Origin of the sequence: Arenibacter nanhaiticus (assembly GCF_900141935.1) — a bacterium.
GTDB lineage: Bacteria > Bacteroidota > Bacteroidia > Flavobacteriales > Flavobacteriaceae > Arenibacter > Arenibacter nanhaiticus.
Map to the genome: position 1 here is coordinate 110,771 of NZ_FQYX01000010.1, position 16,694 is coordinate 127,464.

General features: G+C 39.6%; 12 protein-coding genes and 1 pseudogene. 12 read left to right on the forward strand and 1 reads right to left on the reverse strand.

Features of this window, described 5'->3' with window-relative positions:
- Window positions 1-258 precede the first annotated feature (258 nt).
- The 6 genes from BUA16_RS08355 to BUA16_RS08380 all read left to right on the forward strand — a co-directional run bounded on the left by BUA16_RS08355 (window position 259) and on the right by BUA16_RS08380 (window position 8,253).
- Window positions 259-1,164, forward strand: coding sequence for a dihydrodipicolinate synthase family protein (locus BUA16_RS08355; protein ID WP_072764298.1), 906 nt, complete (start codon window positions 259-261; stop codon window positions 1,162-1,164).
- 75 nt (window positions 1,165-1,239) lie between these two features.
- Window positions 1,240-3,309, forward strand: a complete 2,070-nt coding sequence (locus BUA16_RS08360) for a GDSL-type esterase/lipase family protein (protein WP_084668460.1) — start codon at window positions 1,240-1,242, stop codon at window positions 3,307-3,309.
- 25 nt (window positions 3,310-3,334) lie between these two features.
- Complete coding sequence (locus BUA16_RS08365; RefSeq protein WP_072764300.1) at window positions 3,335-5,428, forward strand: family 20 glycosylhydrolase; 2,094 nt, start codon at window positions 3,335-3,337, stop codon at window positions 5,426-5,428.
- Between the two features lie 22 nt (window positions 5,429-5,450).
- Window positions 5,451-6,104, forward strand: a complete 654-nt coding sequence (locus BUA16_RS08370; protein WP_072764301.1) for an SGNH/GDSL hydrolase family protein — start codon at window positions 5,451-5,453, stop codon at window positions 6,102-6,104.
- Between the two features lie 197 nt (window positions 6,105-6,301).
- Window positions 6,302-7,075, forward strand: a complete 774-nt coding sequence (locus tag BUA16_RS08375) for a creatininase family protein (RefSeq protein WP_072764302.1) — start codon at window positions 6,302-6,304, stop codon at window positions 7,073-7,075.
- A 41-nt stretch (window positions 7,076-7,116) separates the two neighbouring features.
- Complete coding sequence (locus BUA16_RS08380) at window positions 7,117-8,253, forward strand: sialidase family protein (RefSeq protein ID WP_143150476.1); 1,137 nt, start codon at window positions 7,117-7,119, stop codon at window positions 8,251-8,253.
- A gap of 700 nt (window positions 8,254-8,953) precedes the next feature.
- Here BUA16_RS08380 and BUA16_RS08385 read toward each other — a convergent pair.
- The gene (locus tag BUA16_RS08385; protein ID WP_072764304.1) at window positions 8,954-9,673 is read right to left on the reverse strand and encodes a FadR/GntR family transcriptional regulator; all 720 of its coding nucleotides are present in this window, start codon (window positions 9,671-9,673) and stop codon (window positions 8,954-8,956) included.
- 182 nt (window positions 9,674-9,855) lie between these two features.
- Between BUA16_RS08385 and BUA16_RS08390 the strand changes: the two genes are divergently transcribed.
- From BUA16_RS08390 to BUA16_RS08415, 6 genes and pseudogenes are all read left to right on the forward strand, one after another.
- The gene (locus BUA16_RS08390; RefSeq protein WP_072764305.1) at window positions 9,856-11,031 is read left to right on the forward strand and encodes a n-acyl-d-glucosamine 2-epimerase; all 1,176 of its coding nucleotides are present in this window, start codon (window positions 9,856-9,858) and stop codon (window positions 11,029-11,031) included.
- Between the two features lie 170 nt (window positions 11,032-11,201).
- The gene (locus tag BUA16_RS08395) at window positions 11,202-11,540 is read left to right on the forward strand and encodes a CidA/LrgA family protein (protein ID WP_072764306.1); all 339 of its coding nucleotides are present in this window, start codon (window positions 11,202-11,204) and stop codon (window positions 11,538-11,540) included.
- The gene (locus BUA16_RS08400) at window positions 11,533-12,225 is read left to right on the forward strand and encodes an LrgB family protein (RefSeq protein ID WP_072764307.1); all 693 of its coding nucleotides are present in this window, start codon (window positions 11,533-11,535) and stop codon (window positions 12,223-12,225) included. Before BUA16_RS08395 ends, BUA16_RS08400 begins: the two co-directional genes overlap by 8 nt.
- 123 nt (window positions 12,226-12,348) lie before the next feature.
- Window positions 12,349-14,955 (forward strand): sodium:solute symporter family protein, encoded by a 2,607-nt coding sequence (locus tag BUA16_RS08405; RefSeq protein WP_072764308.1) that lies wholly within the window; start codon window positions 12,349-12,351, stop codon window positions 14,953-14,955.
- An 84-nt stretch (window positions 14,956-15,039) separates the two neighbouring features.
- Entirely contained in the window at window positions 15,040-16,170 is a 1,131-nt protein-coding gene (locus tag BUA16_RS08410) for a Kelch repeat-containing protein (RefSeq protein ID WP_072764309.1), read from the forward strand.
- Between the two features lie 305 nt (window positions 16,171-16,475).
- Window positions 16,476-16,694: pseudogene (locus BUA16_RS08415) on the forward strand (IS5/IS1182 family transposase); the annotation flags it as partial.

A 16,694-nucleotide genomic window follows, 5' to 3' on the forward strand; every position in this document is an offset into this window, starting at 1 on the left:
TATTAAAAAAATGTAGAGTCATTTATTTTATTGAATAAAATCCATTAATACATTTAAAGTGTTGTACTATAGCGTATATTAGTTAGAGGATGGTGTTGTGTAAAGAGGTGGGGCGGGCTAAGTTTTTGGATTTTGGAAAGACTGATTACCCTAGAATAATGCTGTAGATATTGTAAAAATAGAGAAAGATTTCTTTTGCGTGCTTGAAAATCTTTGAGTATGTTATGTATTATGTAATACATAATAAATACAAAAAAGATGAATGGACTTATTGCTGCGACCTATGCCCCTATGCACGAGGATACTTCGCTAAATTTAGATATAATTCCTGAGTATGGGAAGTTTTTAAAGACAAATGGTGTTAAAGGTGCTTTTATTAACGGTTCTACTGGAGACTTTACTTCTTTGACCGTTGGGGAGAGAAAAGAAATAGCAAATGCTTGGGGCGAAAATAAGCCTGAAGGTTTTTTTGTGATCAATCATGTTGGAGATACCAGTTTAGAGGTAGCCAAGGATTTGGCGAGGCATTCTGCAGAAAATAAAATAGACGGGATTGCAGTTTTGGCACCTTATTATTTTAGGTTATCAGATATTCATAAGTTGGTGGCTTACTGTAAGGAAATTGCCGCCTGTGCTCCGAACCTTCCATTCTACTATTACCATATTCCTGTATTAACCGGTGCAAACTTCTCTATGGCCGAGTTTTTGGAATTGGCAACACCCCAGATTCCGAATCTTGCCGGAATTAAATTCACCAATAACAATCTTATTGATTATAAATACGCAAAGGACTTCAATAATGGTTCTGCTAGTATTTTATTTGGTTTTGACGAGATTTTCTTGGCAAGTTTGCCTTTTGGAGCCGATGGTTGGGTAGGAAGTACCTATAATCATTTAGCCCCTTTATACTTGGCTATTTTAGAGGCCTTTAATAATGGTGATCATGCTTTAGCTGCGACATTACAGGCAAAATCAATGAAATTTGTCGATGTGTTAAATGCTAAAGGAGGCTTCAATGGAGCGGCAAAATCATTTATGAAGGTCTTAGGGGTCGATTGTGGACCAAGCAGATTTCCGCATGTCACCCTTTCTGAGGCGCAACTAAAAGAGGCTAAGTTAGAATTGGAGACATTGGGTATTATGTCTCATACCGCAAAGGTATAGTTGGTTGAAAATTTGTAAAGCTGTTTGTTTCTAAGAATTTTTATAATTCTTCTTGGAGCCTTTTAATTTATTGTCTTGAGAAATCTAGTTTGGATTGGTTTTTTTCTGTTTTTTTCCTTGCAAGCGCAAAAGGTGAAAGTCGCTTGTGTGGGAAATAGTGTGACCTATGGTACGGGAGTGGAACAGCGTGAAGTGAATTCCTATCCCTACCGGTTGCAGGAACTATTGGGAGATGATTATGAGGTGATGAACTTTGGGTATCCTGGGGCAACACTGCTAAAAAACGGACATAAGCCGTATTGGGAAAAGCCGGTTTTTGAAGCGTCTAAATCCTTTATGCCGAACCTGGTGATTATTCATCTAGGACTAAATGACCAAGGGAATAATAATTGGCCCGATCATAAGGAAGAGTTTGTACAGGATTATTTAGATTTTATTCAGGCTTATCGCGATCTGCCTTCACGGCCAAAGGTGGTGATTTCCAAAATGAGTCCTTCATTTTCTGGTCATCATTGGTTTGAAGAAGGGATGCGCGAAAATTATCAAGAAATTCAAGCTAAAATAGAAATAGTGAAAGATCTAGCCGGGGTTGATGTAATTGACTTGCATGAACCCTTGTATAGATTTCCAGAATACTATGCCGACGATTTGCACCCCGCCAAAGAAGGGGCGGCTATTATTGCCAATAAAATGTATCGCTATATCAGTGGGGATTATGGAGGCATAAAGCTACCCTTGCTGTTTGGCGAAAACATGGTTTTTCAAAGAAACCAGCCCATAGTTGTCCACGGATCGGCCAATGCCTTGGACGAGATGATTGTTACTTTTAATGGGGAATTACAACAAACAAAAGTGTCTGTTCATGGGGAGTGGAGTGTTCAGTTTGCGTCACATAAGGCGGGAGGCCCATATAAACTCATTATAGATTCTAAAAAATCGGGGGCTGTTAAATTTAACGAGGTATATGTAGGGGAGGTATGGTTGGCGTCCGGACAGTCTAATATGGATTTTAAGGTCAGAGACGACGAGCAGGGGCATACTATTTTAAAAGATTCCTTAAATCCCGATGTTTTTTTGTTTTCTATGGATGCCAAGGCGCAGACCTCTGATCATAGTTTTTCCAAAGAGGAACTGCAAAATTGTAATGCAGCCAATTACTTTGAAGCATCTGGCTGGAATAAAGCTTCGGGGGAGAAATTGGCCAATTTTTCTGCCGTAGCCTATTCCTATGCCTATCATCTTCAAAAGCAATTAAATGTTCCTGTAGGGATTATATGTAACGCCGTTGGTGGGGCTACCACTCAAAGTTGGATCAGTAGGGAGGCTATGGAAACCACCCATGAAACCATTAGTTTGCTAAACGATACGCATTTGCACCCTCTTGTGCAGCCATGGGTAAATGAACGGAAGGAAAAAAACATGCAGAATATGCGGGAGTTGGGTGTTAAGGCAAGACATCCCTTTGATCCTACCATGCTGTTCGATGCGGGCATAAATCCCATAAAAAACTATCCTATCAAAGGTGTTATCTGGTACCAGGGCGAATCTAACGCGGAACGGGCGCAACTTCACTCTAGATTGTTTAAACTCCTAGTGAGCGATTGGAGAAATCATTGGAATAATCCAGATATGCCATTTAATTTTGTGCAACTTAGCAGTATCAATAGGCCTGGTTGGGGGGCGTTTAGGGATTCTCAAAGAAAATTATTGGCTATTCCTAATACAGGAATGGTAGTGTCTTCGGATGTAGGACACCCCACCGATGTGCATCCCAAACAAAAATGGGTGCTCGGAAACCGATTGGCCAAAACGGCATTGGCAAAAAATTATGGGATGAATATACCATATTCTGGATCGTTGTTCGATTTTGTCAACGTAAAAGACGATACTTTGGAAGTGCATTTTCTTTTTAAAGAAGGTCTAACGACCGCAGATGGGGATGAACTGCGCGACATTCAGATTGCCGGTGCCGATAAGGTTTTTTTTCCTGCCAAGGCTAGAATCAGAAAGAATGTCCTGTTGCTTACCTCTAAAAAAATAAAAAACCCTAGATATGTCAGATACGGATACACTTCTTATACCGATGGCAATCTAACCAATAAAGGGAGGTTGCCCACCGCAACCTTCTCAAATTTGACCAATTAAACTTAACCATACCAAAGAAAAGATTATGAAGAGGAACTTAAAATTTTCCGATGAAAAAAAGCCCCCTGTAAAAAAAAAGGTGGCCTTTCAGGTTTTAGGTACTATTTACGCAAGCTTGTTTTTAATTTTAACCTTCACAGGCTATGCTAATCAGATTATAAATACTTCTCTTGAAGAAAAGTATCCTCTAATTCCCACGCCACAGGAATTGGAATATGGAAAAAAAGAAGTACGATTTAAGTCCGTTTATATAAAAGGGAATGCGTTTTTAAATGAAGGCTTGTCCTTAGCACCGTTTTTTACAGCAGAAGAGATCGCTATAAGTAAAAAAGGATTGGTGGTAAAGCTGATAAAAAGCGATAAATTTAAAGCTTCCGAAAAAGAAGAAGGCTATACCTTAAAAATTGGGAAAGAAGTTGTGATTACTGCCTATACTCCTCAAGGCGCCTTTTATGGGCTACAGACTTTTAAACAACTACTGCGAAAGGAGCAGGGGCAGTGGATGTTGCCACAAATAAAAATAAGGGATTGGCCGGTTTTTAAAATCAGAGGCCTTTTGCACGATACGGGAAGAAATTTTCAAAGTGTAGCGCAGCTAAAGGAGCAAATTGATATCCTAGCCCTATATAAATACAATACTTTTCACTGGCATTTGACCGATAATCCCGGATGGCGTTTAGAAAGTAAGCTGTATCCCCAATTACAGTCCGATGAGGCCTTTAGTAGAGGGGTGGGCAAATACTATACTCAGGAAGATTTTAAGGAAATTTTGGCCTATTGTAAAGCTCGTTATATTACCGTAATTCCGGAATTTGATATTCCTGGACATACCGATGCCTTTAGAAGGGGGTTGGGAATAAAGACCATGAAAGATGAAAGAGTACTTCCTATTCTTTTGGATCTTTTTGACGAGTTAATGGGGTTGGCCGGCGAAAAAGAGATGCCCTATGTGCATATAGGAACCGATGAAGTTAGAAACGAAGCCGAGTATGTCGAAGATGAAATGATCTTGGCTATTATGGAGCATGTAAAAAACAAGAACAGGGAAGTTATTGTTTGGAAAGAGGGTATTGTTATTCCGGAAGATAGTACCTCCATCAACCAATTGTGGGCATACCATGAAGGACGAAAAGGCCATCGTTTTATAGACTCTAGAAGTAATTATATCAATCACCTAGATCCTTTTGCGGGCATGGCCCGATTGTTTTTCCAACAGCCCGCTAGGCAGCCAAAAGGAGATTCTTTGGCTATGGGTGGAATTTTAGGAGCATGGCCCGACAACAATGTTTTGGAGGAGCGCGATATTCTAAAACAAAACCCTATTTACCCGTCCCTTGTATTTTATTCCGAAGCCATTTGGAGAGGAAAAGAAAAGGATTATCCAGAATATTGGGCAAAATTACCGGCAAAAAATACGGCAGAATTCATGGACTTCAAGGAATTTGAAGAAAAAGTTCTTGTCCATAGAGAGCTATATTTTAAGGATAAAGAATTTCCTTATATCCGGCAAACAGATAAATTTTGGAAAATTATTGGTCCGTTTGACCATGAAGGCGATTTTGCTATGAAGTTTCCGGTAGAAGAAGAGATCAAACAAACCTACGAGCATGACGGGAAGGAATACAAATGGAACGACGATGCTGTAGGGGGTACCGTGCATTTAAAGCACTTCTTTAACTTCCCTGCTTTTACGGAAGAAAAATCGGGAACCTATTATGCCTATACGAGGATTTACGCTCCCGATAATAGGTCACAAGAATTTTGGATAGGATTTCAGGGATGGTCGCGTTCTGGAGGTAGAAGGGGAGGGCCAACCCCTAAAATAGGGCAGTGGCATTTTACCGAACCACAAATATGGGTGAACGATCAGGAAATAGCACCCCCGGTTTGGCAACAGCCAAATTTAGGATCGGCCACGGACGAAATTCCCTTTATCGATGAAGATTACTTTTATAGAAAACCGACCCTTGTTGCTTTAAACAAAGGATGGAATACCGTTTTGATAAAAATTCCACATGGAGGAAACTCATGGAAATGGATGTTTACGTGTGTTCCGGTCGAAATAAATGGAAGGAATGTACGAGAAGTGAAGGATTTAATTTTCGATGCTTCTTTTTAGTTATAAATCAATATGTTACCTTATGAATAAGTTTTTAGTTTTTGTCCTTTGTTGCTTTTTTACGGTTGCCATGTATGCCCAAAAATATTCTGAGCATTATTACCAACGAAAGGCAATGTTCGAGAATAGCCCGGATACGGAGGGTGAAATTATTTTTCTAGGAAACAGTATTACCGAAGCGGGTGACTGGTCAGCACTGTTTCCAAATAAAAACGTTGTCAACAGAGGTATTAGTGGTGATGTTACCGACGGTATTTTAAATAGACTATCAGAAGTGACCTCGTCCAAACCCAAGAAAATCTTCCTGCTGGTTGGGACCAACGATTTGGCCAGGGGGAAATCTGCCGATGATGTTGTAGAAAATATAGCTGTATTGTTGCGCGAGATCCAGGAGGCGTCATCGGATACGGAAATATTCGTACAGGGTATTCTTCCGGTAAATCCACAGGTGGGCGATAAATTTTCGGGGCATAAAAGCAATCAGCAGCTTATATCATTAGTCAATAAAAGACTAGAAACGCTGTCAGAGGAAATGGGGGTGAGCTATATAGACCTTCACCGTGCTTTTAGAAATTCAAAAGGAGAATTAAAGGCAAAATATACCTATGACGGATTGCATTTAAGTCCTAAGGGGTACAAGCGATGGAAAAGGGTCATAAAACCATTGGTAAATTGATGTAAACAACGCAGCTGTTTGGCTGCTCGGGCGACCTTGTAAAAACGTCCGAAAGTGTGATGAAAACCTTATTTATAAGGTGAAAATAAAGGTTAAATTAACTTTGTTTTAAGCAGGTACTTTTAATAGCAGTGAGATGTTTACAACCGGCTAAGATCGAGATAGAAACAAGTCTTAAGGAAATGAAAAATTAATTTATGGCACAGAATGTTAGACCTTATGTATTGGCAGACAACAATTGGAAATCTGTAAAAGACACGGATTATAAGGTAGCGATATTGCCTTGGGGAGCTACCGAAGCACATAATTATCACTTGCCCTATGCAACGGATAATATTCTATCGGAAAATGTAGCTATCGCAGCGGCAGCATTAGCGTGGAGCAAAGGAGCTAAAACCATAGTGTTGCCCACCATCCCATTTGGCGTAAACACAGGGCAAATGGACGTGAAGCTTTGTATGAATATGAGTCCGAGCACGCAATATGCCGTATTAAAGGATGTCGTAGAAGTATTGGCAGCGCATAACATAGGTAAACTTGTTATTGTCAACGGGCATGGAGGTAACAATTTTAAACAATTTATCAGGGAGTTGAGTATTGCTTTTCCACAGGTGTTTGTTTGTGCCCTCCATTGGTGGAATACAACCGATGCCAAAGACTATTTTAAGGAGCCTGGAGATCATGCCGGGGAACTCGAAACTGCCGTGGTAATGCATTTGACACCAGAGCTGGTATTGCCGTTGGAAGAAGCGGGTTCTGGAGAAGCGAAATCCTTTAAAATAAAAGGATTAAAAGAAGGTTGGGTGACCGCACAACGGCAATGGACAAAAGTAACCGAGGATACTGGCGTGGGAAATCCGACATTGGCCAATAAGGAAAACGGAAAGGCCTTTTTTGATATATCGGTTCAAAATATAGGCGAGTTTTTAGAAAGCCTAGCTGCCACCGATCTTAATGAAATGTACGAGTAAGAACAGTTATTATTATATAAATTAAATTTATCATGTTGAGTATGAAAAAGATTTTTTTCGGATTGTTAATTTGCGCCTCTATGGTGCTACAGGCGCAAACAGAAACACACAAGATTGCCGATGGCGTAAAGGTATATCAAGACCTATTTAACGCAGCCAACGTAGAAGGTGTTGCTTGTTTTAGAATTCCGGCTATCGTAACGGCACCCAATGGCGATCTTATTGCCGCTATTGATGAAAGAGTACCAGGATGTGGCGATTTAAAGTGGAGCAAGGATATTAATATCGTTATTAAAAGAAGTAGTAATAACGGAAAAACATGGACCGATACCGAAACTGTGGTAAACCTGCCATACGGACAGTCTGCTTCCGATCCTTCTATGATCGTAGATGCCGAAACCAATGAGATATTTATGTTTTATAACTATATGGATTTGGACAAGGAGAAGGATGTGTATTATTTCCACGTAGTAACGAGCTCCGATAACGGAAAGACTTGGTCACAGCCAAGAGATATTACTGCGGAAATTGCCAAACCAGAATGGCATAAGGACTTTAAATTCATAACTTCAGGACGTGGTATACAAACAAGATCCGGAAAGTTATTGCATACTATGGTAAACCTAAATAGCGGCTTGCATTTATTCGCCAGTGACGACCATGGAAAGTCTTGGTACCTTATCGATACGCCTATTCAGCCAGCTGATGAGTCTAAGGTTATGGAATTGGCCGATGGTACTTGGATGATCAATGCTAGGGTAAACAAAGGCGGAATGCGTTATGTGCACCTTTCTAAGGATCAGGGTAAAACGTGGACTACTACTCCAGAGCCACAGTTAATAGATCCAGGTTGTAATGCTAGTATCGTACGATATACCTCTATTGAGGACGGTTACAAGAAAAACCGTTTGCTTTTCTCGAACGCCAAAATGGAAAAGGGAAGACAGAATATGACCGTGCGTATTAGTTACGATGAAGGTAAAACATGGTCCGAAGGAAAGACCATCTATAGCGGGGGATCTGCTTATTCTTCTATGACTATCTTAAAAAATGGTGATATTGGATTGTTCTTTGAGCAGGACGATTATACTAAAAATCCATTTGTAAGCTTTTCTTTGAAGTGGTTGACAGACGGAGATGATAAGTATAAAAAGCCTTCTAAGAAAAGAAGAAAGTAAGAGAAGAAAGTAAATAAAAAATGCAGCTTTAGCCATCCAAGGTTAAAGCTGTTTTTTTTGGGGTTAAGTCAAAAAAAAGTGGAATCTTTGACTTATCAATGTATGGCCCTATAGTCCCTATTAAAAAGTTTTGGGCGTTCCCTCCTTCGTCGGGCGGGCACTCCGCTATATCCCTTGCTTCGCTGCGGGGATGCCGCTGCGGTCCCTAACGCGAGGATTTCAAATTAACAGCTAACAATTAGCAATAAACAATGAAAAAAAGTAATCAGTGAACGGTGAACAGTAGTCAGGGAAGTTCAAAGAGAAAAGAAAATAGAGAAGAGAGGACCGAGAAGGAAATGCAACGATTTGCATTTGTAGTAAGGGGCCCATATCAATTTACAATAAGCAGTTAGCAATAAACAATAGCTATAAGAAATAGAGAAAAGAAAACTCCTTATCTTTAATAATCAAATTAATGTCTAAAAACGGTCAACATTAAGCAGGGAAGTTCATTGGGAATTTGAAATGAACATGACCAGAAACTGGTCGCAAATATGAATTTAGCTAGGCGAATTACATGCTTGTACTGAGCGCAGCCGAAGTATGACCGTTAAAAAACAATCAATAGCTACCTATGAATCTATAAGCTAACGAGAAAATGAGTAGCTAAAGGTGTTTCGAGCTTTGAAAATGATCAAAAAAATAACGGCTATTGCCGCTATTTTATTTTCTTATTAAAAATCTTGTCAAAATGAGGTTCCAGGTGGCGGTGCATGGCTACCCGGAAAGTGTCTGGTGTCCCTACCTTTAAATTGTCCATTAACATTCTGTGGGTAACAAATTGTCCGCTAGAGTATTCGTAGTCGTTTAAGTTGGGATCATTAAGGTGTACATACTCAAATACAGGAAGTAAAAGATCCTGGAATTTCTTTAAAATATCATTTTTAGACATTTCATATAATTTGCCGTGAAAAGCAATTTCCTTGTCCAATGAGAAGGCGTTTTTATTGTAGCTGGTTTCTTCTTCTAAGGTTACAATTTCTTCGAGCTCCTGCATATCCTTCTCCGTTTTGTGCTGGAAAAGAAAGTCGGCCATCCCCATTTCTAAAATCAATCGTAATTCAAATAAATTTTTCAGCGTATCAGACCCTAGTAGGGTAGGGTCTAGCATACGTTCAAAATTATTCATGATATCGGGATTGGTAATAATCATCCCGCGGTGCTTTTTAGATTCAATGATCCCCAAGGTCCGCAATCTTAAAAAAGCTTCGCGTACAACAGTCCTGCTAACTCCTAAAGATTCTGCAAACTCCATTTCCTTGGGAACAGAATCTCCGGCCTTTAAATTGTTCTCTTTGATAAATTTCAATAAACGGGCTTCTACCTTGTCTACTAAGGATACGTTCTCTAATGGCTTTATTGATGGTAGCTTACTCATATTTAGGGTTGCATTTTCTTTTGTCGATTACTATCGAAAATCGATTGGCGAATGACAAAAGTAAGAATCTTATTAATAATGATAACGGTCTTTTTTATATTCTTAAGTATTTAACGCTAAAGAAGTACTGTAATATAAGAAAAGTTTTTAGATTTGTATTATGTATAACATAAATAATCCAAATGAAATATTCAGAACTATATAAGCATACCTTGCTAAACGATGTGGTACCGTTTTGGGAAAAACATTCCCTAGACCTAGAAAATGGCGGATATTTTACCTGTCTCGATCAAAAAGGGGAAGTGTATGATACGGATAAATTTATGTGGCTCCAAGGGCGGCAAGCCTGGACATTTTCTATGCTCTATAACAAAGTAGAGAAAAATGAAAAATGGTTGGAAATTGCCAAATCCGGAATAGATTTTATCAGAAATCACGGAATGGATAAGGATGGGAATTTTTATTTTTCGGTGACCAAGGAGGGAAAGCCCTTGGTACAGCCCTATAATATATTTTCGGACTGCTTCGCTGCCATGGCTTTTAGCCAATATGCTAAAGCTACAGGAGACGAAGAAATAAAAGCACTGGCTAAGCAAACTTATTTCAATATTCTAAAGAAAAAGGACAACCCAAAGGGAAGTTATGAAAAAAACACCAATGCTAGGCCTTTAAAGGGTTTTTCCTTGCCGATGATCTTGTCTAACCTGGTTTTAGAGCTAGAAGATGTGTTGGATAAGGAGGAAATAGAAAAAACCATCAACTTCAGTGTACAAGAGGTCATGGAGGTATTTTTGCAAAAAGACTCTGGTATCATTTATGAATTTGTGATGCCCGACGGTTCTCTTGATGATAGTTTTAATGGCAGACTATTGAATCCAGGCCACGGTATAGAGGCCATGTGGTTTATGATTGATATAGGGGTTCGAAAAAATGATAGGGACCTTATAAAAAAAGCGACCCAGGTCATCCTAAATATTTTAGAATATAGTTGGGACGAAGAAAATGGTGGAATTTTCTATTTTCTGGACGCCAAAGGGAAACCGGTGCAACAACTAGAATGGGATCAAAAACTATGGTGGGTACATTTAGAAACTTTGGTAGCCTTGTCCAAGGCATATGAACAAACCGGAGATCAAAAAATATGGGCATGGTACGAAAAGGTACACACATATGCCTGGTCTCATTTCTCCGATGCCGAGAATGGGGAGTGGTTTGGGTATCTCAATAGGGAAGGGAAACCCTTGCTGACCTTAAAAGGAGGGAAATGGAAAGGATGTTTCCACGTGCCTAGAGCTATGTTTCAATGCTGGAAAAGTTTTGAAAATATAGAGGCAAAACAGCAAGCCTCTAAAAAATAATTAGGGGTTACCCTATACGTATTCTAATTTAATGCTGCTAATTCTTAGATAAGGAGACATTATTGTTACTCCCGTTATTCCTCGCTAATTTTCTGAGAAATAACGGGAGTTTTTAATTTTAAAAATGTTTCTTGCAAACTGTATTTAAAACCTAATACACCCAAACAACCATGGTAAAATCGCTTTTGTATATTTTTTCTTTTTTAGTTTTAGGGGAATTTTTAAAGGAGGTTCTTCATATACCTATCGCGGGGAATATTGTGGGGATGTTTCTAATATTTTTCGCCTTAAAATTTAAGCTGATCAAGCTCAGCGCTGTGAAACCTGCCTCGGATAAACTTCTTAAGTATTTGGTGTTATTTTTTATTCCTTACGGGGTTGGCTTACTGGCATATTATCAACTTATTCAAGCCTTTTGGGCATATATTGCCATAGCGGTAGTGGTTAGTGCCGTGATCACTTTATATCTGACTGCTATCATTCTTCAAAAATTCGGTAAAAATGGATAATTTGTTCGAAAGTCCGATTTTTGGCGTCTTTATTACATTGTTAGCTTTTTTTGGGGCCAATGCCCTTAGAAAAAGAATACCCTTGGCCATTTTCAATCCAGTGCTGATGGCTACAGTGTCTATTATTGTAGTATTGGTGGTTTTTAAGATCGATATAGAGGCCTATAATAAGGGCGGGGATCTATTGACTTTTTTTCTAGGTCCTTCCATCGTGGCCCTGGGCGTGTTCTTTTATGAAAAATACGAGGAAATAAAGAACGATTTCATTCCCTTCTTTATTGCGGTTATCGTAGGTGGTCTTATGAGTATTGTTAGTGTAGTCCTTATTTTATTGCTCTTTAATGTGCCGTTGGTTATTGTAAAGTCCCTAGCTTCAAAATCCGTTACTACACCTATTGCTATAGAAGTCTCCAAAATGATTGGGGGAATACCGGAAATTACCGCTGGGATCGTTATTCTTGTTGGTATTTTCGGCAATGCCTTTGGGCCAGCTATTCTAAAATTCATGGGAATTACCAGTAAATCGGCCTTAGGTGCCGCATTGGGGACCGCCGCGCATGGTATTGGAACGGCAAGAGCCTTGGAAGAGGGCAAGTTAACCGGCGTCTATAGCGGACTGGCCATGTGTGTAAACGGAATTGTTACCGCTGTAGTGACGCCCTATATCATAGACTGTTTTTTGTAGGGATTTCTCTTAAGGCATTCAGTAATAGAAAGTGATGTTAAAATAAAATCAGTTTTATATGTTATACATAATACTTGTTTTAGTATCTTGTCCCTTCAAAAGTCACGGAAATCATTTTTTATTATGAAAGTAACTAGAATTTTATATTCACTGGTCATCACTATTTTGTTTTCGTCCTTTTTATTTGGACAAGAGGCATCAAAAATACAAATTAACAATGTACCTAGTTTGCCTGCCGAAGTCTCTGGAGAAGTATCCTTGGGATATGCGGGAATGATGGGAGGAATACATAAAGATATAGTTATTGTGGGTGGGGGTGCAAACTTCCCTTCTGGGCTACCATGGAAGGGTGGGGCCAAGAAATGGCATCAGTCTATTTACATTTTAGAAAACAATACCTGGCGGTTGTCTTCAGAAAAGCTACCCATGCCCTTGGGGTATGGTGCATCCGTGTCTACCGAAGATGGGGTCTTGATCATCGGAGGAGACAACAAGGAGCTCGTAAGCGACAAGGTCTTTTTACTGGCCTATAATAGTGACAAAAAGGATATCGATATCATTGATTATCCCAATCTGCCAGAGCCATTGGCCTATACTACCGCCGTTTTGGTAGACGATTACGTGTATGTTGCCGGAGGGATGAACAAGGAAGCCAGTACTAATTCTTTTTACCGCTTGGATGTTTCTAAAAAAGGAAGCTGGGAAAAACTGAAAGATTTTCCTGGAGCCCCGAGAGCTGTGCACGCCATGGCAGTCCAGGAAACTTCAAATTCAAAAAACATATTCTTAATTGGAGGTAGAAACCAGGTAAAGGGACAAAAATCCCAAGCCTTGACCAGCTATCTTTCTTATGACCTACAAAAGAAAAACTGGATAGAGGAAGGCGACTTAATGATCGATGGGAAAGCTAGGGTGCTCATGGGGGCAACGGCCGAGAGCAGTGGATCTATGGGGATTTTGGTCTACGGTGGTTCTGACGAAATATTATTCGATCAACTCGAGTCTTTGGCTTTAAAGATAAATGCCGAAGAAAATGATAGTATTGCTCAAAGTTTAATCGCTAAAAGAGATAACATTTTAAATAACCACCCTGGGTTCAGTAAGGAAGTGATCGCCTATAACAGCATCACCAAAAAGTGGTTTGTATACGATACCTTAGCTATAAAGATACCGGTGACCACCTTGGGAATAAAGGAAGCCGATGACATACTCTTGGTGTCGGGAGAAGTGTCGCCTGGCATCAGAACACCCAAGGTGTATAGTTTAAAAGTATTTGAGGCTACCCATGCCTTTGGGGCTCTGAATTATGGGGTATTGGTATTGTACTTGCTGATATCTTTGTTGATCGGAGTGTATTTTGCTAGAAAACAAAAATCTACGGACGATTATTTCATAGGAGGTGGACGTATTCCGTGGTGGGCATCGGGCTTGAGTGTTTTTGGAACCCTGTTAAGTGCCATTACCTTTATGGCGATCCCAGCAAAGGCCTTTATTACGGACTGGTCTTTCTTTCTCCTAAACATTGCCGCTATTGCTATTACCCCAGTAATCGCCTTTATTTTTATTCCTTTTTTCAATAAGCTACATATTTCTACGGCCTATGAATACTTGGAGCGAAGGTTTAATTATTTGGCCAGGGCAATCGGAAGTATTTCCTTTATTCTATTCCAATTAGGAAGGATAGGGATTGTATTATTGCTGCCTTCTTTGGCTATTTCCATAGTAACCGGTATCTCTGTAGAAACCTGTATCCTTTTAATGGGACTACTATGTGTGCTTTATACCACTTTTGGGGGTATAGAAGCGGTTATTTGGACCGATGTGTTACAGGTCGTGGTACTGATGGGTGGAAGTATTGTAGCTATCGTATGGGTACTATTGCATACCGAGATGCCATTTAACGATATGATCACCTATGTTTCCGATCAGGAAAAATTTAATATAGTAAACTTCGACCTCAATTTTACCGATTCTACTTTTTGGGTGGTGTTTATTGGGGGGCTGGCTTCGGCCATGGTTACTCAAGGTACTGACCAAACCATTGTGCAACGTTATTTGACGAGTTCGAGTATAAAAGATTCTCAAAAAACCTTGTATACCAATGCCATTATGACCTTACCGGCCACGATTATATTCTTCGGCATCGGCTCTTTGCTCTTTATTTATTATTCTGAAATGCCAGAACATCTTTCTCCGGCCATTTCCAACAACGATTCTCTTTTCCCCTGGTATATTGTTAAAGAGCTGCCAGTGGGGGTCTCGGGACTATTGATAGCGGGAATTTTTTCGGCGGCCATGTCCAGTATTAGTAGTAGCTTAAACTCGGTTTCTACAGCCTTTTGTAACGATTTATACAAGCGTTATAATCCAACAATAGGTGATGTAAAACTACTAAAGGTGGCCCGTATAGCCACTGTAATAGTAGGGGTGATCGGGGTGATTCTTGCCTTGTGGATGGCCAACTCCAACATAAAGTCGCTTTGGGATCAGTTTTATAGATTTTTGGGATTGTTCACAGGAGGACTCGGTGGAATGTTCCTATTAGGAATGCTTACAAAACGCGCCAACGCAACCGGAACCTTGATAGGTTTGGTCCTAAGTGGAATACTATTATGGTACATAAGCGTATATACGCCTATTAACTTTTTAATGTATTCTTTAATCGGAGTGGCTTCTTGTTTTGGATTTGGTTACCTATTTAGTTTGATATTTAAAAATAAAGAGCAATAGTATTGCTGTTATAGAATAGTGCGTTAAGTATTCCGTTTCGGCTGATTTTAAGTTATTTAATAATTATCATAAAATAATGAACCTATGGAAGGTACTACAGTTGCCAATATTCCTGTTGAAAAAGGCCTGAACGGTTGTTTTAGCGGAATACATAACGGACTCATGATCATTGCTGGTGGAGCTAATTTTCCCGACAAGGATTTATGGGAAGGTGGAAAAAAAGTATGGTACGATACTATTTATGCGCTTCAATCTGATGATAATGGCTATCATTGGGTACAAAAGATAGCTGTAAAACTACCGCGTCCTATAGGTTACGGAGTTTCTGTATCTACAGACAATGGAATCATTTGTATAGGTGGCGATAATGGTAAGGAGGTCTTTAGGGAGGTCTTTCGCCTTTCATGGGACAGTGAGCAAAAAAATATTGTGGTAGCCGAAATGCCCGAGCTGCCAGTGCCATTATGCAATATGTCGTCCTGTGTCATCAGTAATGTCGTTTATGTGGTTGGCGGACAACAAGAAATTGGGGGGAACGCTAGCAACACTATATTTGCATTAGACTTGTCCGTGGATGCAACAAAGCAACAATGGGAGTCTCTTGGCCAATTCCCTGGAGTTGGTAGGACCCAAGCGGTTGTAGTTGGCCAAAACAATGGTACATATGATTGTTTGTATGTTATGAGCGGTGCTTCCTTTCAGAAAGATGCTAGTCCAAACACTGTAATGCTATCTGATGTCCATGAATATAATATCCAAGACAAAAAATGGACTAAAAGGAAAGATGTACCCACCAATTACACTCCAGGGTTAGAAGGTGGATTTATAGGAGCAGCTCCTGTACTAGCCATGCAGGATACGCAAATTCTTGTTTTTGGTGGCGCAGGAGGAGAACAACAATATTTGGCCAAAAGACAAGCATTAGAACTTGAAATTAAGGCGATTAAAACCTCCCTTGCCTATCCTCAGAAAGCACTTCTTGAAAAAGAAGAAGCCTTGCAAAAAGAAAGTATGGCATTGTTGCGGGCAACTTCCTTTTCTAGAATTCTTTGGTCCTACGATACAAAAAATGATGAGTGGACCAAGGCCGGAAGCTTGCCTAGTTTGCCGCAAATAGTAACCAATGCGCTGGTTTGGGAAGACGAAATATACTTGCCCCTGGGCGAAATAAGACCCGGAGTGCGGACTTCTGGAATATTAAAACTTACTATATAAGACCTGGGAATAGGGGAAATTAAGTGTAACATCATTAAAAAAACAAAGGAACCCCTTGCAATAGATACAAATTAGCCATTCCCTAAATCGGTGCCTTGAACAATTTTTCATTTCTACGTTAATCCTAGTATATACCTTGATGTAAGCGCAGGGTCAGGAGATGCTGAATAATGGCTTGTTAACTAGTCGCTCCTTAAAAAATCTTTAAGTTGTTTCTTTTCAGTTTTTTACGCTTGAAATAAGCTCTTTTTGGATGTCTTTAATTGCAAGTAAATCACTATCTTGTATAGAAAACCTTGCAATAAATGATTGGAAAATCACCTTCACAGCATCAGAAAGACTTATTTAAACCTCTTCTTAAGGAGTTCATCAATTTAAGGCATGAGTTAGCGTTATTGGGCGACAAAATTGATTGGAAATACTTTGAAGATGAGTTTGCAGATTTTTATTCCAATACTGGGAAACCCTCAATGCCAATACGATTGATGGTAGGTTCTTTAATGTTGAAGAGAATTTACAATTTG